Consider the following 20,845-nt stretch of genomic DNA (forward strand, 5'->3'; position numbering starts at 1 on the left):
GCCTGGCCTTTTGCGGCAGACTAGCGGTTTTCCGAAGGAGCGTGAGGATGGATGACATACAAGGCGTCCGGCTGACATCCCTGGCCCATGGCGGCGGGTGCGGCTGCAAGCTCGACCCCGGCGTGCTGACCCGGATTCTGGGCGCGCCGTCCGGCCTGCCCATGCCTCCGGACCTGCTCGTCGATGCGGCGACGCGCGACGATGCGGCCGTCTACCGGATCAACGAGACGACCGCGCTGGTGGCAACCACCGACTTTTTCACGCCCATCGTCGACGACCCGTTTGCCTTCGGCCAGATCGCCGCGACCAATGCGCTGTCCGACATCTATGCCATGGGCGCGACGCCGATCTTCTCGCTCGCGATCGTCGGCATGCCGGTCGCCAAACTGCCGGACGAGACCATTCGCGCTATCCTCGAGGGCGGGCGCTCCGTCGCCGAGGCGGCGGGGGCGCCGGTCGCGGGCGGGCATTCCATCGATGCGGCCGAGCCGATCTACGGGCTCGTGGCGCTGGGGCTCGTTCATCCCGAACAGATGCTGACCAATGCCGGGGCGAAGTCCGGCGATGTGCTCATCCTCGGCAAGCCGCTGGGCATCGGCATCTACAGCGCGGCGCTCAAGAAGGGCACGCTGGACGATACGGGATACGCAGAGATGATCGCCTCCACCACGCGCATCAATGCACCCGGTGCGGAGTTCGCCGGCATGGAGGGCGTGCATGCGGCGACGGACGTGACCGGTTTCGGCCTGCTGGGACATCTCAGCGAGATGGTCCAGGGCAGCGGTCTGCGAGCCGAACTCGACCGCTCCGCCATCCCGGTCTTCGAGACCGCGCGGCGGCTTGCGGCCGAGGGCGTGAAGACCGGCGCGTCCGGCCGCAACTGGGCCGCGATCGAAACGGGTATCGAGGCGCCGGCGGACTGGGATGAGGCCGAGCGGGCCCTGTTGTGTGATCCGCAGACGTCCGGCGGTCTCCTGGTCTCCTGCCGCGAGGATGCGGCGCAGTCCGTGCTGGATTGCTTCGCCCGGCACGGGCATGAAGGCGCGGCCGTGATCGGCCGGATGGACGAGGGCGAGCCGGGCATCCGGCTGCTCTGACCCTGAATAAAGAGCGGTGCGTGCCGCGCGCGACACGCACCGCCGGGTGGGCACCGGCCGATTGGCTGGCGAGGGTCAGTCAGTGCCCGGTGATGTCGCCGCGGGGGCCGGTGTGGCCTCCACGACCGGCGCGGTGAGGAAGTTCGCGCGGATTTCGTAGTGATCGGTTGCCAGCTGATAGCGGTCCATGAAGGCTGCCATGGAGCCGAAGGTGGCCGTGCGAATCTCGCCGCGCTGATCGTCGAGGCGGATGCGTTCGTCGACCGACGGGCCGAGCAGGCGCTCGAAAAAGCTCACCTCCACGGTTGCCGGTTCGAACCATGCGCTCAGATTGGCCTTGATCTGCGCCCGGTCGTCCGTCTCCCAGGCGGCCGCCGCGATCACGTCCAGCATGTATTCGTTGCAGTTCTGGAAGCGGGGATCGTGCGGGTTCGAGAGCAGGGAATAGTCGGGCTGGTGCAGTGCGTCGTCGCGGCCTTCCGCCAGCAGCCCCGCCAGGCGCCGCTGCATTTCCGGCGTCGGAATGATGACGCCGACCTCGCCGATCACGTCACCCATGGTGAAATTGAGCGGCCAGTCCTGCGCCAGATAGGAGGTCCGGCGGTCTTCCTCTCCATGATAGAGATTGTGCACCGCATAGCCGTTGATGCGCTCGCCGGTCTCCGTTTCCAGCTCCGAATAGACCCAGAAGGCACCATGCGTGTAGCGAATGCCGTCTGGCAGGTCCTCGCGCAGCCGGCCCGAGCGGAAGACGATCGCGACGCGTGCGCCGCGGGCCGCCAGTTCGCGCTCGATCTGCTTGGAGAAGTCCGCAGCCTCCTCGGTCGAAAAGGGCGAGATCGGCAGTGCGCCGGATCCGGCCTCCGCGACCTGCGGCGTCGCCGCGGCCAGAGCCGTGGCGAGGATGAGCGCCGCGGCTCTCATGGCTCGCTCCGGTCCTGGTGAGGACGGGGCCCGTGCGGGGTCTGCGGCACGGCCGGCGGGGCGTCGGGCACGACGATGGCGTCGTCCACGTCCAGCTTTTCATAGCCGGAGAAGGGGGCGGCCGCGATGTCGCCCGCGAGCTCCATCGTCTCGTCCGCGAGCTCGGCGTCCGCTGTGATGATCGCGGCCGTCGTGCCGGTGACCGCGACGACGCTCGCCGCGGTCACGGCCACGCCGGCCGAGCCGAGCGTCGCGGCCGCCTCGACCGACCCGCCGACGATCTCGCCGGAGGCCCGGGCGGAGGCATTGCCCGACTGCGCTGCGGCGGGGGCGGCGACGGCCAGTGCGCAGGGCAGGGCAAGGAGCAGGGCAAAGGGCAGGGATTGGGGCAAATATCGTTTCACATCGGTCTCCCTCGGGGACTGAACCAGCCGCCGGAGAGCATGCCGCAGCCGACATGAAATGTAAATGAACATAGTTCGTAAATAAGATTCACATAATTCAGTTCCGCAAAATTTCCCCTAAATTCAGTCTATTGGTTGCAATTCTTCGTCTGCATTCGAAAGTTCGAACACGCTATCCGCCAGGTTGAAGTCCAACATGAAGTTGGCAAGGCTGTCATAGTCGGCGAAGCGAATGACCCGCCGTTGGTCGTCGAGGCGTAATTCGGGATCGAACCATCCGGCAGTGAGCCGGCCGAACCATCCGTAGCGGACCGTGGCCGGCTCGAACCAGGCCGTCAGATTGACCTTGATGCGGAGACGGTCCGTGGTCGACCAGGCCGCGGCGCCGACGATGTCGAGCAGGAATTCCGCGCTGTTCTGATAGCGCCGGTCGCCGGGATTGGAGATGCGCGACCAGGCCGGCTGGTGGAGCGCCGGATAAGCGTCCGAGCCGAGGATGGCGAGCATGCGATCCTGCATCGCCGCAGACGGGATGATGATGCCGACCTCGCCGGCCGTCTCCGGCAGGATGAAGTCAAGCGGCCAGTCCTGGACCAGTTCGGAGCGGCGCGCGGACAGGGCGGAACGCTGCAGACCGTAGACGGCATACCCGTAGACCGTCTCGCCCTCGATCGTCTCGATCGGGCTGTGGACCCACAGGGCGCCGTGATCGTAACGCTGTCCGGTCTCCATCGCCTCGCGCGGCTGCGTCGCCCGGAAGACGATCGCGATCCGCGCATTGCGCCGGCCCAGTTCGCGTTCGATGCGTTTGGAGAAATTCGCGGCCCGCTGGAGCTCGTCTCGCGACGCGGTGCGGTATTGAGCCGGATAGGGCAGGACGCGTTCATGCCCGTCCTGGGCCAGGGCGGTATGCGATGACATCGACACAAGGCCGAGAAGGACGATGTGCGCGAGCGTGCGGAGCAAGGGGTTTCGCCGGGGATTGCGGCGGCGCGGCGCGCGGCTTTGGTCCGTGGCTCGCCGCAGGAGACCCAGTGAAACAAGACTCAGGATACGCATGATCGTCCCGTGGTTTTCCATTCTCGGCCGGAGCGTATCACGGGCAGCGGCGAGGGCGGGAGTGGAATCTGGTTGCGGCGGCTGGATGCTCAGCCACCGGATGCATTGTCCGGCGGGGATTGCATGAAGGGTTCCGGCGCGACCCATGTGTCGGGGTAGTGGCGATTGGCCCAGCGACACATTTCCTGCAGGACCGGGTGCAGATCCGCCCCCTTTGGTGTGAGCGCATACTCATAGCGCCGGGGGCGTTCCTGGTAGGGCGTCCGTTCGACAAGGCCGGCATCCAGCATTTTTACCAGGCGATCCGCCAGGATATTGGTCGTGATGCGTTCGGGCGAGGTCAGAAATTCGGAATAGCGGCGCTTGCCGTTCACGAGGTCGCGCAGGATCACCAGCGTCCAGCGGTCGCCAACGAGGTCCAGTGTCGTGGCAATGGGGCAGGCAGATCGGTGCTGGGTTTCGGGCATGGCTTCAATTAATGACTTGCAACTTGCAATTAACAAGTCATAAGTTAATTTTGTGTTGCTGCGGGTGCGGGAAGGCGCGTGTTTTTACGTCGAAGCCCATGCCTCCGGACCAGGTGCAGTGCGGGTGTCTTGCCAGGTCCGCCCTGCGCCGTCGGCATCGGACAGCGGCTGGTGGAGGACGTGGTCCCAAGGGGCCGGAAAAAGGAGAGTGAAATGTCGAAAGCCGGATTTTCGGGCGGATGCCTGTGTGGTGCGGTCAATTACGAGGTGTCCGGGGAGGCGCGGATGTCGGTGCATTGCCATTGTACCGATTGCCGCAAGAGCAGCGGTACGGGACATGGCACACATATCGGTTTGAGCGAAGATCAGCTTTCCATAACCGGAACGCTGAAATTCTACGACCGGGCCGCAGACAGCGGCAATATTGTCAGTCGCGGTTTCTGTCCCGAATGCGGCTCGGCCGTCTACTCGACCAATTCGGCGATGCCGGGCATGGTCTTCGTGCGGGCGTCGAGCCTGGACGACCCGGAAGCGATCAGCCCGATCATGTCGGTCTATGCAAGCCGGGCGATATCCTGGGACCCGATCGCCCCAGATCTGCCATCCTTCCCGGAAATGCCGTCAGCCATGCCGGAAGGTGCCGGGGCCGGCCAAGGCTAGAGTTCGAAACTGCCCACGATCGGGATGTGATCCGAGGCTTTAGGTTCGCCGCGGGTCTTCTTGTGAATTTCGATACCGGTGATCCGGTCGGCCGCCTGCGGCGAGAGCAGGAGGTGGTCGATCCGGATGCCGTGACCCTTCTGCCAGCGCCCGGCCTGGTAATCGTAGAATGTGTACTGGTGCCCGCGCCCGTCGACCTGTTCGAAAGCCTCCGTCAGGCCAAGCCATTTCAGGGCGCGGAAGGCGGCCCGGCTCTGCGGCAGGGCAAGCGCGTCCTTTTCCCACACTTCCGGATCCCAGCAATCGCTGTCGCGCGGTATGACATTGTAGTCGCCGGCCAGGATGAGCGGTTCTTCCAGCGCGAGCAGTTTTTCGGCGTGACGGCGCAGTCGCTCCATCCAGGCGAGCTTGTAATCGTATTTGGGACCCGGCGCCGGATTGCCGTTCGGCAGGTAGATGGACGCGACGCGAACCGGCCCCGACTCGGCGGAGATGACCGCTTCCAGATATCGCGCCTGTTCGTCGTCCTCATCACCGGGCAGGCGTGGCGTGACGTCCTCGATCGGCAGGCGCGAGAGGATGGCGACGCCGTTATAGGTCTTCTGGCCGTGTGTCTCGACATTATAGCCGAGATCCTCGATCTCCATGCGCGGGAAATTCTCGTCGATCGTCTTGATTTCCTGCAGGCAGACCACGTCGGGCTTCGCCTCGCGAAGCCAGTCCAGCACATTGGGCAGGCGGGCCTTGATCGAGTTGACGTTCCAGGAAGCGACGGTCAGGGTCATGGTCTTGCGCCCGTTCGAATGCGATGTGGAGCGGGCACAATAGGGCGTTTCGCCCCGCTGTGAAGCCGTCGGCGCGCAGTGAAGAACAGGCCGTCTCCGCGCGGCCCTGGGGTAGTTTCGGGGAGGCCGTCATGAAGCCCGTCGCTGTTCACCGTCCGTCGATGATCTGGCTGGTCCTGACGAGCCTCGTCGTGATCGCGTTCGGCGTTGTCACCTCTGGTCTCTGGTATCCCGCACTGGTCATTCTCGCTTCGCCTGGGACCGGGGGCGAGGGCGCCGTTCTTGCCTTTGCCGTCTATTCCAGCGCCGGGCCGGTCGCCGCCCTGCTGGGGCTCGTGGTCGGTTGGGTGCGCGTCGTCATGGGGCGCCGCTATTCCGGCCTGAAATGGATGATCGCCCTGCCGCTGATCTGGCTCATCGGCCTGTTCGGCTGGCTGGCAGTGGTTAACACGCTTTGCGACGGCCGGTTCGACTGCGGAGCCTAGAAACCTTCGAACCTCGCGAACTCATCCACCTCCGCCCGCTCCGAGCGGAGACGGTTCACCGGGGCGTCCGGATCGGCATGGCCAAGGGCGACGGCGCACCAGATGCGCTGCTCTTCCGGCAGGCCGAGCGTCGCCGCCACCGTCTTGCCGCGCGACATCCAGGCTTCCTGGGCGCAGCTGGCGAGGCCCTGCTCCTCTGCCGCCAGCATGAAAGCCATGATGAACATGCCCAGATGGCCCCACTGATTGGGGTTCATGCGGCTGTCGATGGAAAAGAAGACGCCGACCGGCGCGCCGAAGAATTCGAAATTGCGCAGGAGGTGCGCGAGGCGCGCCGCCTTGTCCTCGCGCGGAACGCCCATGGTTTCGTACATCTGTTCGCCCAGCGCGTAGCGGCGCGAGCGATAGGGTTCCCAGAGCTTTTGCGGATAGGCCCCGAAATCATTCTCATCCTCGAAGGGCGCGGCATCGATCCGGGCCCGGACCGCATCGATGACGCGCTGGCGGGCTTCGCCGGCAACGACATGGGCCTGCCAGGGCTGAACATTGCCGCCCGAGGCCGCCCAGCGGGCCGTATCGAGCAGTTCGCGGACCACGGCTTCGCTCACCGGCGTGTCGAGGAAGGCGCGGGTGGAAATGCGGCGCTTGAGGGCGTCGGTCACAGACAGCATGGGCGATTGGTTCAGCGTTGCAGAAGGGTTTCGAAACTGCCCATGATGAGGCGTTGTCCGTCAAACGGCATGTCCTCGATCTTCATTTCGGCAGCCATGTCGTCGGAGAGGCCGGGCATGGCGGCGTCGCGAACCGCCTTCGAGGGCCATTCCACCCAGGAGAAAACGACGCTCTCATCGTCCTTGAGCTTGACCGCCATCGGGAAAGAGGTCGTTTCGCCGGGCGGCACATCGACGCCCCAGCATTCGCGCACCGAGAGGGCGCCGTGCTTCAGGAAGAGGTCTGCGGCCCGCCTGGCCACGTCGAGATACGCGTCCTTTCGGGCCGTTGGCACCGGAATGACGAAACCGTCCACATAGCTCATGGCATGTACCCCTTTCGGCGAGAGGATGGCGGAAGCGCTCCCCGCCGTCGAGCGGCATCAGATCGAAAAACTCGTTCCGCAGCCGCAGGCCGCCGTGGCGTTGGGATTGTGGATCTTGAAGGCGGCGCCGATCAACTCGTCGACATAATCGATCTCCGAGCCTTCCAGGAAGGGCAGGGAGGCTTCGTCGATGGCCACTTTCGCGCCGTCGCGCTCGATAACGAAATCGTCCGCATTGACGGCCTCTTCGAGGTCGAAAGTGTAGGAGAAGCCCGAGCAGCCGCCGCCGACCACGCCGATGCGCAACAGCGCGGCCTTGGTCTGGCTGGCGATAATGGCGTTGATCTGTCTGGCCGCCGAGGCGGAAAGCGTCACATTCGTCGACATGGTCATACCGGTATGGCGTTTCGTTCGTGTCTGTCCTGCTCTATATGGACCCCGACAGGCGCCGATGAAAGGGCTGACCGACATGACGATTGCGGCGACCGAGCGTACGCGTGCGCCCTATGCCTGCCATCCCTCGCAGTCGCGCGGCCGGCGATTTGCCCAGGCCGACAGTGCGACACGCAATGCCTTCCAGCGCGACAGGGACCGGATCATCCACTCCGCCGCCTTCCGCCGCTTAAAGGAAAAGACCCAGGTTTTCGTGGCTCATGAGGGCGATCAGTACCGCACGCGCCTGACCCATTCGCTCGAGGTTTCCCAGATCGCCCGGACCCTGGCCCGTACGCTCGGCGCCGACGAGGATCTGGCCGAAGCGCTGGCCCTCGCGCACGACCTCGGCCACCCGCCCTTCGGTCATGAGGGTGAACGGGTTCTGGCCGAAAAAATGAAGAATTACGGCGGTTTCGACCATAATGCTCAGACGCTGCGCGTGGTCACGAAGCTGGAAGTCCGCTATCCGGAATTCGATGGCCTCAACCTGACCTGGGAGACGCTTGAAGGTGTGGTCAAGCATAACGGACCTCTGCTCGCGCACGACACGTCCGAGGAGGAGCTGGCCTGGGCTTTCACCGATTACGAGGGCTGGCGCGATCTCGAACTCGATACCCATGCCGGCGTCGAGGCTCAGATCGCGGCGCTGTCCGACGATATCGCCTACAATAACCACGATATCGACGACGGGCTTCGCTCCGGTCTGCTCGAGCTTGAGCCGCTGATGGAGTTGCCGCTGGTCGGCGAGATATTCCGCCGCGTTATGCAGCGCTGGCCGGATACGCCGCAGACGGTGGTTATCCACGAGGCCGTGCGCGACCTGATCGGCGTCATGGTGGACGATGTCATCACCGAGACCCGGCGCCGCCTCGACGCGGCGCGGCCGGACAGTCCGGAGGCGGTCCGCGCGCTCGATACGCCCGTGGTGGCCTTTTCCGAAGACATGACGATGCATCTCGCAGGCCTGCGGCGGCATCTCTTTTCGCACATGTACCGGCACTACAAGGTCAATCGCATGATGAGCCAGGCGCGGCGGGTGATGCGCGACCTGTTCGATCTCTATCTCGCCGATCCGGGCGTGCTGCCGACCGATATCCAGGCCGGCATGCATGGCGCCGGAACGGCCGAGTCCGCGCGCCAGGTCTGCGATTATATCGCGGGAATGACGGATCGCTTTGCCGTTGAGGAGCATCGCAGGCTTTTCACCGTGCAGGGGTATTTCTAGTATGCCGCTTTCCGGCCTCTGCGCGTGAGCTGCGCGGGCCGGGAGTGCTAGGTTGGTGTCGTCCGGAGCGATTCGCTGCGGGCTACGCACAGTGAAACGATCAGGAACGCCATGACGGATCAGGACGACGAATCCCGCCTCGGGGCCTATGCGCCGCCTACGGATGAATTCTCGACCTTCGACGCGCGCGACGAGGATGGGCGGCGCGGGCCGCTGCTCCTGACTGCGGCGCTCGCCGTATTCGTCCTGTTCCTGGGCGTGGTCTGGAGTGCCTATAATCAGGGCTTGCGCGAAAGCGGCCGGGACGGCGCGCCGCGTCTCGTCCCCGATGTCGAACCCTTCCGCGAGCGCCCCGCCGATCCCGGCGGCGAGGAGACGCCGGACACGGATCTGGACGTCTACAACCGGCTGACCGGCGATAGCGGCGAGGGCGAGGACGAAGTCTCTCTGCGTCCCGCGCCGGAAGAGCCGATGGAGGATACGCGCCCGGCGCTGCGCGTGGAAACCGTGGATGCCGACGAGGCGGACGCGGCCGCACGTGAGGCGCAGCCTGCAGTAACGGCGCCCGATCCGGAACCGGAACGTCCGGCGCCGCGCCAGCCCGAACCCGAGCCCGAGCCGGAGGCTGCGGCACCCGCCACGACGCCGACGACGGTGCCGAGCGAGACACCGCCCCGCACGGTGGATGTTAACGGCGAGTGGGTGGTCCAGATCGCGTCCTTCCGGTCCGAAGCCGATGCGGAAGCTGCCTGGGTCGCCTTCCGCACGCGCTTCGCCGATATCGCTTCGGGCCTCGCCCCGGATGTGGCCAGCGTCGAGATCGCCAATCGCGGCACCTATTACCGCCTGCGTATCGCGGCCTTCTCCACGCGCGACGGGGCCGTCGAATTCTGCTCCAGTCTGCAGGATCGCGGGCAGGACTGCCTGGTCGCACGCCGATGAGCACGAGATCCGCGATCTACGGTCTGGCCGGGCTCACGCTCTCGCCGGACGAAAAAGCCTTCTTCCGCGATGCCGAGCCCTGGGGCTTCATCCTGTTCGCGCGCAATGTGGAAGGCGTGAACCAGCTGGCCCGCCTGACGCTGGAACTGCGCGATTGCGTCGGGCGCGATGCGCCGATCCTGATCGATCAGGAAGGCGGCCGCGTCGCCCGTCTCAAACCGCCGACCTGGCGCAAGGCACCGCCGGCCCAGCTGTTCGGCGATCTCTTCCTGAAAGAGCCGGAGATGGCGATCGAGGCGACGCGCCTCAACCATCGTCTTCTCGCGCACGAGCTTCGTACCATCGGCGTGGACGTCGATTGCGCGCCGGTCGCCGATCTGCGCATTCCCGGCGCCGACGACATTATCGGCGATCGCGCTTTCGGTGAGACGCCGGAACCGGTCATCGCACTGGGGCAGGCGGCCATGGACGGTCTGGCCGCGGGCGGCGTGGCGCCGATCATCAAGCATATTCCCGGGCATGGCCGCGCACGGGCGGACAGCCATCTCGAACTTCCCGTCGTGCCCGAAGAGCACGGTCTGTTGTCCGAGACCGATTTCGCGCCCTTCAAGGGGCTCAATAAGGCGCCCATGGCGATGACCGCACACATCGTCTATTCCGACATCGATCCGGACCTGCCCGCCACGACCTCGCCCGACATGGTGGGCAATGTGATCCGTGGCGAGATCGGTTTCGACGGTCTCCTGATGACCGACGACCTCTCCATGAAGGCGCTCAGCGGAACATTCCGCGAGCGCGGAGAGGCGGCGTTGAAGGCCGGATGTGATATGCTGCTGCACTGCAATGGCGAGATGGCGGAGATGCTGCCGGTCGCCGAAGCTGCGGCTGCGCTTGCCGGCAAACCGGCCGAGCGCGCGGCAGCCGCCGAAGCCATCCGGGACACGATCGAGGATTTTGACCCGGAAGACGCCGAATCGCGTCTCAATGAGCTGCTGCGTCCGGTCCAGGCCTGACGGCCTCCGCTCCGGACCGCCGAGACAGCGCCACGCAGCATGATGTGAGAACCGGGAGGCCCTGAATACCGGGAGATGGGGTGAACGAATTTTTCGAGGAAGACGTCCGGTTTGAAGCCGCGGAAGAAGCCGAGAACGATGCGCTCGTGGTCGATCTCGACGGCTTCGAGGGACCGCTGCACCTGCTGCTCGCTCTGGCGCGCAAGCGCAAGGTCGACCTCGCGAAAATTTCCATCCTCGAACTGGCCGAGCAATATCTCCAATTCATGGAAGCCGCCCGCCGTTTGCGGCTGGACCTTGCCGCCGACTATCTCGTCATGGCGACCTGGCTGGCCTTCCTGAAATCCAAACTCCTCCTGCCCAAACCCAGGAGCGACGAGGAAGAGGCCCCGGCAGAGGTGATGGCGGCCGCGCTGGCCTTCCGTCTGCGCCGGCTGGAGGCGATGCGGGCGGCTGGCGAGGCGCTGTTCGCGCAGACGCTGGAAGGCACGGACGTCCATATGCGCGGCGCGCCCGAAGGCGTTCGCGCGACTCGGTCGGTGGTCTATGAAGCCGATCTGCACGATCTCCTGTCCGCCTATACCCATCGCCGAATCGTTCAGGCTCGGGCGAGCTACACGCCGCAAACGCCACGGGTCTATGGACTGGAGACCGCGCGCGAGCGTCTCGAAACGCTGATGCCGGAGCTGAAGGACTGGCGCGAACTGGACAGCCTGCTGCCCGATACCGGGGAATTGGGCGCCAATCCGCCGCCACTCAGGTCGGTACGTGCAAGTTCCGTGTTGGCGGCGCTTGAAATCACCAAGGAAGGCCATGCACGATTGCGCCAGCGAGAAGCCTTCGCGCCGCTCTTCGTACGCGGCGCTTCGGGAGACGAAACATCCGATGAGTGACGACGACAAATCCGCCCCGCCGGACGCGATCTCCGATGCGATCGCGGCGCTGCGGCAGCGGGCCGAGCACCAGGGCCCGTCGGCGGCTGCCGACGAGGAGGCCTCGAAGGCGCTCGGCGTGCACCTTGCCGTCAATACGGAGCGGCGCAATCTGCGCATCCTCGAAGCCCTGCTTTTCGCGGCGGCCGAGCCGTTGGACGAGGAAACGCTGATCGGACGCCTGCCGCTGGAGGCGAATGTCCAGGATCTGCTGGGCAAGCTGGCGGCGGAATATGCCGAACGGGGCGTGCAGTTGAAGGAAGTCGGCGGTCGCTGGCGATTCGAGACCGCGCCGGACCTCGCTGACGTGCTGACCGAGGTGCGCCGGGAGCCGCGCAAGCTCTCCCAGGCCGCGCTCGAGACCCTGTCCATCATCGCCTATCACCAGCCGGTGACGCGGGCGGAGATCGAGGAGATTCGCGGCGTCGCCGTGTCGAAGGGCACGCTGGACCTTCTGTTCGAGCTGCGCTGGATCCGTCCACGCGGGCGCCGCCGTACGCCGGGACGTCCGGTGACTTACGGCACGACGCAGAAATTCCTCGAATATTTCTCGCTCGCATCGATCGGCGATTTGCCGGGCATGTCCGATCTCAAGGCAGCCGGCCTGCTCGATGCGCGCCTGCCGCCGGATTTCGTCGTGCCGGACCCAGGCCGGGTGGAACAGCCCGAACTGATCGAGGACCCGCTCGACGATGAAGAGGCGCATGCCTTCCATGTTGATTTCATGGAAGGTGATGGCGATGGTCCCGACGCTGCCTCGTGATTGACGGGTTGGACGCGGCGCGGCATCTGCATTAGACCAGTTATCGTTATTTCAGACGGAGGGGCTCATGGCTCCCGGAATGTGGCAAATCCTTCTCGTTGTCCTGCTCGCGGTCCTGCTGTTCGGCGGCCGTGGCAAGATCGCATCCGTCATGGGCGATTTCGCCAAGGGCATCACCAGCTTCCGCAAGGGGCTCAAGGACGAGGAGGATGGCGAGTCATCCGAGACCGAGGCCCCGGCTGTGGACAGCAGCGTACGCGACGACGAAAAGACCGGGAGCTAGGCGATGAGCCCCGGCATCGGTGCGCCGGAACTGCTGGTCGTTCTCGTTCTCGCGCTCGTCGTGGTCGGGCCTCAGCAATTGCCCGTATTGATGCGCCGTGTCGGTCGCGTGATGGGGCAGGCGCGCAGCATGGCCCGCGAATTCCAGCACTCCTTCGAGGAAATCGGCCGGGAAACCGAGCTGGCGGAGCTGCGCAAGGAAATCGAAGCGCTCAAATCCGCCAATCCGATCGAGGAAATCCGGGGCGAAGTCGACAAGGCGGCGCTCGAAACCCGAAACGACGAAATCCGCAATCTCAAGATCGCCAAGGCGAAGCAAGCCGACGGCCCGCTCTTCGAGCGCAAGCCGGACCCGGATGCCGCACCCGGCGAGGACGATAACGACACGGCCGGCCGTTCGCCTGCAAAGCCTGCTGCCAGGGATAGTGACTGACCGCCATGTCTCACGTCGAAGAGGATGAAGTCGAAGCGAGCCGCGCTCCGCTGATCGATCACCTGATCGAGCTGCGAGGGCGTCTGGTGGTGATTATCGGCTTCCTGCTGGTCGGGTTCGTCGTCTGTTTCGGCTTTTCCAAATACATCTATGAATGGCTGCTTCTGCCCTATCGCGATGCGGCGGCGCTGGTCCGCGGCGTGCCGGTGGAAGAGCTCGACCTGACCGCGAACTTCTTCGCACCGCTCGAATTCTTCTTCGTCCGGCTCAAACTGGCCCTGGTCGGTGCGGTCATTATCATCTTTCCGGTTATCGCCTGGCAGATCTACGGCTTCGTCGCGCCGGGCCTCTACAAGAACGAGAAGGGGGCCTTCGCGCCCTTCCTGGCGATGTCGCCGGTCCTGTTCGGGCTGGGCGTGGCCTTCGTCTATTTCATCGTCCTGCCCATGATCATGCGCTTCTCGCTGGGGCAGGAGCAGGTGTCCGAACTGGCCGGGACGCGGATCGAGCTGCTGCTCAACGTGTCCGACTACATGAACCTCATCACCACGCTGATGCTGGTCTTCGGGATTTCCTTCCAGATGCCGGTCTTCCTCATGCTGCTCGCCAAGGCGGGCCTGCTGACCGGCCGGACCCTGCTGAAGGGCTGGCGTTTCGCCCTGGTCGGCATCTTCCTCTTCGCCGCTTTCGCAACGCCGCCGGATCCGATCAGCCAGATCCTGCTGGGCGGAGCCTTGCTCGGACTCTACTTCCTCTCCATCGGCGGCATGATGCTGATGCATCCGGGCGAAGAAGACGATGAGGACGATGCGGACGAAGACGCCTCCTCCGGCACCGACATCACGTCCTGACGCCTTGCCGCCCGCCCGGCCTGTTTACGGGGCGGACGGGCGAGGCTATAGCCCGCTCAAACCCATCTTCCATCCGGACCGGACCCATGCACGACATCAAGATCATCCGAGACAATCCCGAAGCCTTCGACGCTGCCCTCGCCAAGCGGGGAATGGAGTCGCAGTCCGGGCCGCTGCTCGAGCTCGATGTCCAGCGCCGCGAAGCGCTGACCAAGCAGCAGGAGGCCGAGACCGAGCGCAATGCGCTGTCCAAGCAGATCGGCAAGGCCAAGGCGTCCGGCGATGAGGACGAGTTCAACCGCTTGCGCAGCGAGGTCGACCGTCTCAAGACCGTGCTCGAGGAAGCCGCCCAGCAGGCGCGCCATTTCGACGAGACGCTGAACCAGCATCTCGCCGCCTTGCCGAACCTGCCGGAAACGGATGTGCCCGAGGGCGCGGACGAGGCCGACAATGAGGAAGTGCGCCGCTGGGGCACACCGCGCGAACTGGGCTTTACGGCCAAGGATCATGTCGATCTGGGCGAGGGGCTCAGGCAGATGGATTTCGAAGCTGCCGCCGCACTGTCGGGCGCGCGCTTCGTGGCGCTCAAGGGCGGTCTGGCCCGGCTGGAGCGCGCGCTGGCGCAATTCATGCTCGACCTCCACACGAGCGAGCACGGCTATACCGAAGTGAGCCCGCCCTACATGGTGCGCGACGAGGCCATGTTCGGCACGGGCCAATTGCCCAAATTCGCCGACGATCTCTTCCGTACGACGGACCATCGCTGGCTGATCCCGACGGCGGAAGTCCCGCTGACCAATCTGGCCCGCGACCAGATCCATCCCGAGGACACGCTGCCGCTGCGCATGACGGCCTTCACGCCCTGTTTCCGCGCCGAGGCCGGTTCGGCCGGGCGCGACACGCGCGGCATGATTCGCATGCACCAGTTCCAGAAGGTGGAAATGGTCTCTATCGTGGCACCGGACGAGAGCGAGGCCGAGCTCGACCGCATGACCGGCTGCGCGGAAAAGGTCCTGCAGCTGCTGGAACTGCCTTACCGCGTCATGCTGCTCTGCTCGGGCGATATGGGTTTCTCGGCCAAGCGGACCTACGACCTCGAGGTCTGGCTGCCGAGCCAGGGCACCTATCGCGAGATTTCCTCCTGCTCGAATTGCGGGGATTTCCAGGCCCGCCGCATGAATGCGCGCTATCGCAAGGACGGCGAGAAGCGCCCGGCCTTCCTGCATACGCTCAACGGGTCCGGCGTCGCCGTCGGCCGCGCCATGCTGGCCGTGATGGAAAACCACCAGAACGAGGACGGCTCCATCACCATCCCGCAGGCCCTGCGCCCCTATATGGGCGGGCTCGACGTGCTGAAGGCCTGACCGGCCACCCCTCGATCCTGAGCCCGGTTGTGATCATGCCGGCCACAGGCCTGTACGGGCAGGAAGTGCGGCCTCCCACAAAGGTTGTGTAATAAAACCACGCTCGAATTTTCCCTTTAATTCCATTAGGGTGCGCAGCGCGCATTCGCGCATGAATCCCTGAACAGAAAGGGAGAGGGACATGTACCGCAATCTCATGTGTTCGGTCGCCGCGTGCGGCCTGTTGTCGGTCGGTCCGGCTGTGGCTCAGGAAGAGATGCCGCCGGAAATATTTGTCTACGCAACCTATTACGAATGCGACCCGGCGCTGGAGGGGGATTTCGATGCCGTCCAGGAAGCGGTCAATCAGCCCGTCCTCGAGGCGATGGTCGAGGAGGGCAGCCTCGTTGGCTACGGGTACTGGCGCCACCACTCAGGTGGCAATTGGCGCCGGCTCAACGCGCTGATCGGCACCAGTCCGGAAGGGCTGATGGAAAATCTCGCCGAATTCCAGCGCCGTGCGAACGAAGCCGATTCCGGCGAGTTGGAGATCGGTGCGGGCGCCTGTCCGCGACATGACGACTATATCTGGCATGTCGAGGCATCCGGGGGTGAGACCGGCGAAGGCGATGTGGTGCTCTCGCAATACCTGATCTGCGACGAGAGCCGGTCGGACGAGACGCGCGCCATGATCGAGACGCAGCTGGCGCCGGTCTATAACGGCTTCGTGGAAGAGGGCCGCCTGTCATCCTGGACCTGGCTCTCGCACATCATCGGCGGCGAGTTCCGCAATATCCTGTCCTTCGCGGCACCCACGGATGCCGAGGTGCTCGGTGCGTTCGGCGCCGGCTGGGAAGCGACGAGCGATATCGACGAGATGGCCGCCTGGCCGGAAATCTGCCACTCGCACGACGATTATATGTGGCTCACCGATTGATCCTGCAATTGAAGTCAGGCCGCTCCGGCAAATTCCGGGGCGGTCTGCCAACTTCATCTTCCGGGCTGGCAGGCATCGGGAATTGGGCTAGAAGGCGGTCTGTCGCCAGCGAAAGTCCGAGCCATGATCCCCGAAAACCCGCGTATTCTCCTGACCAATGATGACGGTATCCGGGCCTCCGGCCTGAAAAGCCTCGAGAAGATCGCGCGGGAATTGTCGGACGATATCTGGATCGTCGCGCCGGATCAGGAACAGTCCGGCGCCGGACGTTCGCTCACCCTGCATGCGCCGCTGCGCGTGCGCCGCTGGGGCGAGCAGAAATTCTCCGTCACCGGCACGCCGACCGACTGCGTGTTGATGGGCGTGCAGGACCTCATTCCCGGCAAGAAGCCCGACCTCGTCCTGTCCGGCGTCAATCGCGGCCAGAACATCGCCGAGGACGTGACTTTCTCGGGCACGGTCGCCGGCGCGATGCAGGGCATGCAGCTGGGCATTCCCTCGGTCGCGCTCTCGCAGGCCTATGGCTTCCAGCGCGAGGACCCGATCCACTGGGACACGGCCGAGACCTTCGGGGCGCCGATCCTGCGCCGCCTGTTCGAGATGAAATGGCCGGAAGACGTGCTCATCAATGTGAACTTCCCGGATGCCCGGCCCGAGGACGTCAAGGAAGTCGAGGTCACGCGGCAGGGCCGCCGCGACCAGCACATCCTCCACGCCGAACAGCGCAAGGACCCGCGCGGCTTCGAGTATTACTGGCTCGGCTTCAAGGGCACGCTGTCCAATCCGGGTGAGGGGGTCGATCTGCGGGCGATCTATGACGGAAAGATTTCCGTCACCCCCCTTCACATGGACCTCACGCACGGCGAAACTCTGGGCAATCTCAAGCGTATGCTGGGCGGCGTGCCGCCGCGCAGCTGAGTGCGGCCGGTGAGGGCCTGTGCCGCGCTGCTGCGGCCCCGTACACGTCGGCCTGGACAGGAAAGGTCCGGACAATGAGCTTGCCCGATCCGCGCGTGATCCAGCTGGTCATGTCGCTGCGCCGCGGCGGCATGACGGACAAGACCGTGATGGCGGCGATCGAACGCACGCCGCGGCATCTCTTCGTGCCCGACCGGTTCGGCGACCAGGCCTATGACGACAGGCCGCTGCCGATCGATTGCGGCCAGACCATTTCCCAGCCGCTCATCGTCGCGCTGATGACCCAGGCGCTCAAGGTCGGCGATCGCGACAAGGTGCTCGAGATCGGTACCGGGTCCGGCTATCAGGCGGCGGTGCTCTCGAAGCTGGCGCGCCGGGTCTACACCGTCGAGCGCTATCGCACGCTGGCCCGCGAGGCCGAGGAGCGCTTCGAGGCCCTGCGCCTGACCAATATCGTCCAGCGCATCGGGGACGGCTCGAAAGGCTGGCCCGAACAGGCGCCCTTCGACCGCATCATCCTGACGGCGGCGGCACCGGAACGGCCCGACGAAATCCTCAAACAGCTCAAGGATGGCGGCATCGCCGTCGCGCCGGTCGACCGGGATACGAAACAGGTCCTCGTGCGCTATGAGCGCCACGGCGACGAGATCACCGAAAGCGACATCATGGATGTGCGTTTCGTGCCGCTGGTGAAAGGCGAGGCCCGGGCGCTCTAGAATCCCGCCTTTGCCACGAAACGGCCCGATATGACTAACCAGCGGTTAAGGCTTCCATGGCTTGATGGCGGAGGTTTTGTCTGCGGGGACCCGTTTCGACGATGCGTGCGGCGCGTTTCATCTGCCTGATTGCTATGGTCGGTACCGGCCTGGCTGCGTGTGCCTCGACGCCGCGCGAGCCGGCGCGCGTGGATCATCGCTATCCCGGTGCGCGGGCTGCGACGTCGAGCTATACCGCCATGCCGGTGTCCTGCAGTCGGGGCTATACGGTGCGGCGCGGGGACACTCTCTCCGAAGTCGCCCAGCGCTGCGGCGTGGACATGCGCGAACTGGCCCGCACCAACGGTCTTTACGAGCCCTACGCGCTGGATGTCGGCCAGACGTTGCGCATGCCTCATCCGCCGATGCACGTCGTGCAGCGCGGCGAGAATCTCTACCGGATCGGGCTTCGCTACAATATCCCCTTCCAGACGCTGGCCGCCCATAACGGCATCCGTCCGCCCTACGAAATCGAAGTGGGTCAACAGATCCGCCTCCCGCAGGGCGCGCGTGCCGTGACCGTGACCGAAGCTGCACCGTCGCGCGTGTCCTCGGTCCGCCGCGATACCTCCCCGGCGCCTGCCGCAGCGGGTGCGCCGAGCTTCGACTGGCCGATCCGCGGCGCCATCCTGTCCGATTTCGGCCGCAAGCCTGATGGCGGCCGCAATGACGGGATCAATATCGAGGCCCGCACCGGTGCCGATGTCCGCGCCGCGGCGGCAGGACAGGTCGTCTATGCCGGCAGCGAGCTGGCCGGATATGGCCGGCTCGTCCTGATCCGGCATTCCGGTGGTTTCGTAACGGCTTACGCCCATAACAGCCGCATTCTCGTGCGCGAGGGCGACCAGGTCGAGCGCGGCCAGGTGATCGCGGCGGCCGGCGATACCGGCTCCGTGGACCGTCCCCAGGTCCATTTCGAAATCCGCAATGGCGTGAACCCGGTCAATCCGATGAGCTATCTGCGCTGACCCGGCAGGCGTTATCAGCAGTCAGCCCTTGTTGCATGCCAGTCTGACCCCGATATAGTCCCGCGCTATTCAATATCCGGCGCCGCGCACTCGAATCGAGCCGCTCCGGCGCCGCGGGGAGAGATTTGTCATCATGTCACCTGAACTCATGCAGACTGTCGTCATGTTCGCGCTCATGGCGGGCGTGTTCTATTTCCTGATCATCCGTCCGCAGCAGAAGCGGTTCAAGGAACACAAGGAAATGGTCGAGAGCCTGAAGCGCGGCGACGAGATCGTCACGCAGGGCGGGCTCATCGGCAAGGTCGCCAAGGTTGGCGATGAGGAAATCTCGGTCGAGCTGTCCGACGGCGTGAAAGTGCGCGTTGTGCGTCAGACGATCACCGCGGTGCGCGGGCGTCCCGAGCCGAAGCCGGCCAATGACGCCAAGTCCGACTGATCCGACGCTAATCTAGACGGGACCGTTCGCCATGCTGCATTTCGGGCGCTGGAAGCTGATTTCCATTTTCGCTGTCATCCTGCTCGGGGTGCTGTACACCGTCCCGAACTTCGTGCCGGAGACCGATCGCTACACCGTCAACGAGCTTGACGGGACGCGGGAGGCCCAGGGCATCTGGCGCTGGCTGCCGAGCCGAAGCGTCAATCTCGGTCTCGACCTGCAGGGCGGTTCGCACATCGTCTTCGAGGTCGATATGGACGAGGTCCGTGCGGCCGAGCTGGAGAACCTGGCGGCGGACGCCCGCGACACGCTGCGGGGTGCCGACACGCCGATTTTCACCCGATCGATCGCGGCGATTGGCGACGAAGTCGTGGTGCTGCTGATCCGCGAAGACGAACGCGACACGGCCTTCGAACTTCTCCGCGAGCTCAACCGTCCGGTGACGGATGCGCGCGGTCAGCCCGGCCTCGCCCAGGTGTACGAGATGCGCCGCGATCCGAACGATCCCAGCGCGATCCGGATGAGCATCACCGAAGAGCAGTTCACGGCGATCCAGAATCGCACGCTCAGCCAGTCCATTACCGTGATCCGCAAGCGTCTCGACGGACTGGGCACGACCGATCCGACGATCGCCCGCTCGGGCGAGGACCGGGTCATGGTGCAGGTGCCCGGTGCGGACAATCCGGACGAGATCATTGCCCTGGTCGGCACGCAGGCCAGCATGAGCTTCCACCTGGTCGACGAGACCATCGATCCGGGGCCCAACGGCCAGGCCCGCACGCCGCCGGGCCGTACCATTTATCCGCTCTCCGATACGGGCGGTCAGCAATACCTCGCGGTCGAGACGCGTGCCCGTCTGACCGGCGAAAACCTCGTCAGCGCGAACGTCACCAATGATGCACGCTATGCCCAGCCGGTTGTCGGCTTCCGCTTCGACACCCAGGGCGCGCTGATCTTCGGCGACATGACCACCGAAAACCGCGGCCGCCGCTTCGCCATCGTGCTGGACGGCGAGATTATCACCGCGCCGCGCATCAATGACCCGATCCTGTCGGGCAATGGCATCATCACCGGCAATTTCACCTATGACAGCGCCGGCCAGCTTGCCATCCTGCTCAGCGCCGGTGCCCTGCCGGCCAGCCTGACGCCGGTCGAGCAGCGCGTGGTCAGCGCGAGCCTCGGTGCCGACCAGATCGAGAGCGGCCAGATCGCGATTATTATCGGCTTCGTGGCGGTTATCGTCTTCATGCTGGCCGCCTACGGCGTGTTCGGCGTGTTCTCGACCTCGGCCCTTCTGGCCAATGTCGTGCTGATTCTCGGCGGTCTGTCCGGTCTCGGCGCCACGCTGACCCTGCCGGGCATCGCCGGCATCATCCTGACCATCGGTATGGCGGTCGATGCGAACGTGCTGATCTACGAACGTATCCGGGAAGAGGCCCGCAACGGACGAACGCCGTCGAACGCCATCCAGGCGGGCTATGAGCGCGCCCTGGCGGCCATTCTCGACGCCAACATCACCACCTTCATCGCGGCGGCGGTCCTGATTATGCTGGGCGAAGGCCCGGTCCGCGGCTTCGCCGTGACGCTGGGTATCGGCATCGTGACGTCGGTCTTCACGGCCTTCGTCTTCTCCCGCCTGCTGGCGGTCCTCTGGCTGCGGGCCTTCAAGCCCAAGCAGCTGCCGCTTTAAGGGAG

Annotated in this window: 26 protein-coding genes; 18 read left to right on the forward strand and 8 right to left on the reverse strand. The window is 65.1% G+C overall.

The genetic code is table 11. The features are described 5' to 3' along the window. Positions 1-47: 47 nt before the first annotated feature. The gene (gene selD / locus AC13HB_RS08735; RefSeq protein WP_482949365.1) at positions 48-1,097 is read left to right on the forward strand and encodes a selenide, water dikinase SelD; all 1,050 of its coding nucleotides are present in this window, start codon (positions 48-50) and stop codon (positions 1,095-1,097) included. A gap of 75 nt (positions 1,098-1,172) precedes the next feature. Here the strand turns inward: selD and AC13HB_RS08740 are convergent, their stop codons facing one another. The 4 genes from AC13HB_RS08740 to AC13HB_RS08755 form a co-directional block, all read right to left on the reverse strand. Then, positions 1,173-2,021, reverse strand: a complete 849-nt coding sequence (locus AC13HB_RS08740; RefSeq protein ID WP_482949366.1) for a DUF2145 domain-containing protein — start codon at positions 2,019-2,021, stop codon at positions 1,173-1,175. Further along, the gene (locus tag AC13HB_RS08745; RefSeq protein ID WP_482949367.1) at positions 2,018-2,425 is read right to left on the reverse strand and encodes a hypothetical protein; all 408 of its coding nucleotides are present in this window, start codon (positions 2,423-2,425) and stop codon (positions 2,018-2,020) included. Before AC13HB_RS08745 ends, AC13HB_RS08740 begins: the two co-directional genes overlap by 4 nt. A 123-nt stretch (positions 2,426-2,548) precedes the next feature. Continuing rightward, positions 2,549-3,391: a DUF2145 domain-containing protein gene (locus AC13HB_RS08750; protein WP_482949368.1), complete on the reverse strand. Its 843-nt coding sequence runs from the start codon at positions 3,389-3,391 to the stop codon at positions 2,549-2,551. Between the two features lie 182 nt (positions 3,392-3,573). Then, the gene (locus AC13HB_RS08755; protein WP_482949369.1) at positions 3,574-3,951 is read right to left on the reverse strand and encodes a winged helix-turn-helix transcriptional regulator; all 378 of its coding nucleotides are present in this window, start codon (positions 3,949-3,951) and stop codon (positions 3,574-3,576) included. A 213-nt stretch (positions 3,952-4,164) separates the two neighbouring features. Between AC13HB_RS08755 and AC13HB_RS08760 the strand changes: the two genes are divergently transcribed. Continuing rightward, positions 4,165-4,611 carry a GFA family protein gene (locus AC13HB_RS08760; RefSeq protein WP_482949370.1) on the forward strand — a complete coding sequence of 149 codons (447 nt, stop codon included), beginning with the start codon at positions 4,165-4,167 and terminating at the stop codon, positions 4,609-4,611. Here the strand turns inward: AC13HB_RS08760 and AC13HB_RS08765 are convergent. Beyond that, positions 4,608-5,396, reverse strand: a complete 789-nt coding sequence (locus AC13HB_RS08765) for an exodeoxyribonuclease III (RefSeq protein ID WP_482949371.1) — start codon at positions 5,394-5,396, stop codon at positions 4,608-4,610. The two genes, AC13HB_RS08760 and AC13HB_RS08765, sit on opposite strands and share 4 nt — an antisense overlap. A gap of 131 nt (positions 5,397-5,527) precedes the next feature. Between AC13HB_RS08765 and AC13HB_RS08770 the strand changes: the two genes are divergently transcribed. After that, positions 5,528-5,881 carry a hypothetical protein gene (locus AC13HB_RS08770; RefSeq protein WP_482949372.1) on the forward strand — a complete coding sequence of 118 codons (354 nt, stop codon included), beginning with the start codon at positions 5,528-5,530 and terminating at the stop codon, positions 5,879-5,881. Here AC13HB_RS08770 and AC13HB_RS08775 read toward each other — a convergent pair. Genes AC13HB_RS08775 through erpA form a run of 3 tightly spaced genes read right to left on the reverse strand, consistent with a single transcriptional unit; the run spans position 5,878 to position 7,304 of the window. Next, complete coding sequence (locus tag AC13HB_RS08775; protein WP_482949373.1) at positions 5,878-6,552, reverse strand: nitroreductase; 675 nt, start codon at positions 6,550-6,552, stop codon at positions 5,878-5,880. The two genes, AC13HB_RS08770 and AC13HB_RS08775, sit on opposite strands and share 4 nt — an antisense overlap. 11 nt (positions 6,553-6,563) lie before the next feature. Next, on the reverse strand, positions 6,564-6,917 hold the full coding sequence (locus tag AC13HB_RS08780) for a DUF1428 domain-containing protein (RefSeq protein WP_482949374.1): 354 nt from the start codon (positions 6,915-6,917) through the stop codon (positions 6,564-6,566). Positions 6,918-6,974: 57 nt separating this feature from the next. Beyond that, positions 6,975-7,304 carry an iron-sulfur cluster insertion protein ErpA gene (gene erpA, locus AC13HB_RS08785; protein WP_482949471.1) on the reverse strand — a complete coding sequence of 110 codons (330 nt, stop codon included), beginning with the start codon at positions 7,302-7,304 and terminating at the stop codon, positions 6,975-6,977. Between the two features lie 64 nt (positions 7,305-7,368). Between erpA and AC13HB_RS08790 the strand changes: the two genes are divergently transcribed. From AC13HB_RS08790 to secD, 15 genes are all read left to right on the forward strand, one after another. After that, positions 7,369-8,577 (forward strand): deoxyguanosinetriphosphate triphosphohydrolase, encoded by a 1,209-nt coding sequence (locus AC13HB_RS08790; protein WP_482949375.1) that lies wholly within the window; start codon positions 7,369-7,371, stop codon positions 8,575-8,577. Between the two features lie 111 nt (positions 8,578-8,688). Further along, positions 8,689-9,519, forward strand: coding sequence for an SPOR domain-containing protein (locus AC13HB_RS08795; RefSeq protein WP_482949376.1), 831 nt, complete (start codon positions 8,689-8,691; stop codon positions 9,517-9,519). Next, positions 9,516-10,532: a beta-N-acetylhexosaminidase gene (gene nagZ, locus AC13HB_RS08800; RefSeq protein WP_482949377.1), complete on the forward strand. Its 1,017-nt coding sequence runs from the start codon at positions 9,516-9,518 to the stop codon at positions 10,530-10,532. The genes AC13HB_RS08795 and nagZ overlap by 4 nt, the downstream gene beginning before the upstream one ends. Before the next feature lie 80 nt (positions 10,533-10,612). Continuing rightward, positions 10,613-11,425, forward strand: coding sequence for a segregation and condensation protein A (locus tag AC13HB_RS08805; protein ID WP_482949378.1), 813 nt, complete (start codon positions 10,613-10,615; stop codon positions 11,423-11,425). Then, the gene (gene scpB, locus AC13HB_RS08810; RefSeq protein WP_482949379.1) at positions 11,418-12,227 is read left to right on the forward strand and encodes an SMC-Scp complex subunit ScpB; all 810 of its coding nucleotides are present in this window, start codon (positions 11,418-11,420) and stop codon (positions 12,225-12,227) included. Before AC13HB_RS08805 ends, scpB begins: the two co-directional genes overlap by 8 nt. Before the next feature lie 67 nt (positions 12,228-12,294). Continuing rightward, on the forward strand, positions 12,295-12,510 hold the full coding sequence (locus tag AC13HB_RS08815) for a twin-arginine translocase TatA/TatE family subunit (RefSeq protein WP_482949380.1): 216 nt from the start codon (positions 12,295-12,297) through the stop codon (positions 12,508-12,510). Positions 12,511-12,513: 3 nt separating this feature from the next. After that, positions 12,514-12,942 carry a Sec-independent protein translocase protein TatB gene (gene tatB / locus AC13HB_RS08820; protein WP_482949381.1) on the forward strand — a complete coding sequence of 143 codons (429 nt, stop codon included), beginning with the start codon at positions 12,514-12,516 and terminating at the stop codon, positions 12,940-12,942. 5 nt (positions 12,943-12,947) lie between these two features. Continuing rightward, positions 12,948-13,793 (forward strand): twin-arginine translocase subunit TatC, encoded by an 846-nt coding sequence (tatC, locus tag AC13HB_RS08825; RefSeq protein ID WP_482949382.1) that lies wholly within the window; start codon positions 12,948-12,950, stop codon positions 13,791-13,793. Between the two features lie 86 nt (positions 13,794-13,879). Continuing rightward, positions 13,880-15,157 carry a serine--tRNA ligase gene (gene serS / locus AC13HB_RS08830; protein ID WP_482949383.1) on the forward strand — a complete coding sequence of 426 codons (1,278 nt, stop codon included), beginning with the start codon at positions 13,880-13,882 and terminating at the stop codon, positions 15,155-15,157. 181 nt (positions 15,158-15,338) lie between these two features. Further along, a complete protein-coding gene (locus AC13HB_RS08835) occupies positions 15,339-16,073 on the forward strand; it encodes a hypothetical protein (protein ID WP_482949384.1) in 735 nt (244 codons plus the stop codon). A 123-nt stretch (positions 16,074-16,196) separates the two neighbouring features. After that, complete coding sequence (gene surE, locus AC13HB_RS08840) at positions 16,197-16,991, forward strand: 5'/3'-nucleotidase SurE (protein ID WP_482949385.1); 795 nt, start codon at positions 16,197-16,199, stop codon at positions 16,989-16,991. A 74-nt stretch (positions 16,992-17,065) separates the two neighbouring features. Further along, positions 17,066-17,707, forward strand: a complete 642-nt coding sequence (locus tag AC13HB_RS08845; RefSeq protein WP_482949386.1) for a protein-L-isoaspartate(D-aspartate) O-methyltransferase — start codon at positions 17,066-17,068, stop codon at positions 17,705-17,707. Positions 17,708-17,808: 101 nt separating this feature from the next. Continuing rightward, on the forward strand, positions 17,809-18,714 hold the full coding sequence (locus tag AC13HB_RS08850; RefSeq protein WP_482949387.1) for a peptidoglycan DD-metalloendopeptidase family protein: 906 nt from the start codon (positions 17,809-17,811) through the stop codon (positions 18,712-18,714). A gap of 133 nt (positions 18,715-18,847) precedes the next feature. After that, on the forward strand, positions 18,848-19,150 hold the full coding sequence (gene yajC / locus AC13HB_RS08855; protein WP_482949388.1) for a preprotein translocase subunit YajC: 303 nt from the start codon (positions 18,848-18,850) through the stop codon (positions 19,148-19,150). 31 nt (positions 19,151-19,181) lie between these two features. Beyond that, positions 19,182-20,840 carry a protein translocase subunit SecD gene (gene secD, locus AC13HB_RS08860; RefSeq protein ID WP_482949389.1) on the forward strand — a complete coding sequence of 553 codons (1,659 nt, stop codon included), beginning with the start codon at positions 19,182-19,184 and terminating at the stop codon, positions 20,838-20,840. Positions 20,841-20,845 lie beyond the last annotated feature (5 nt).

The organism is Maricaulis sp. B-26, from assembly GCF_056857855.1.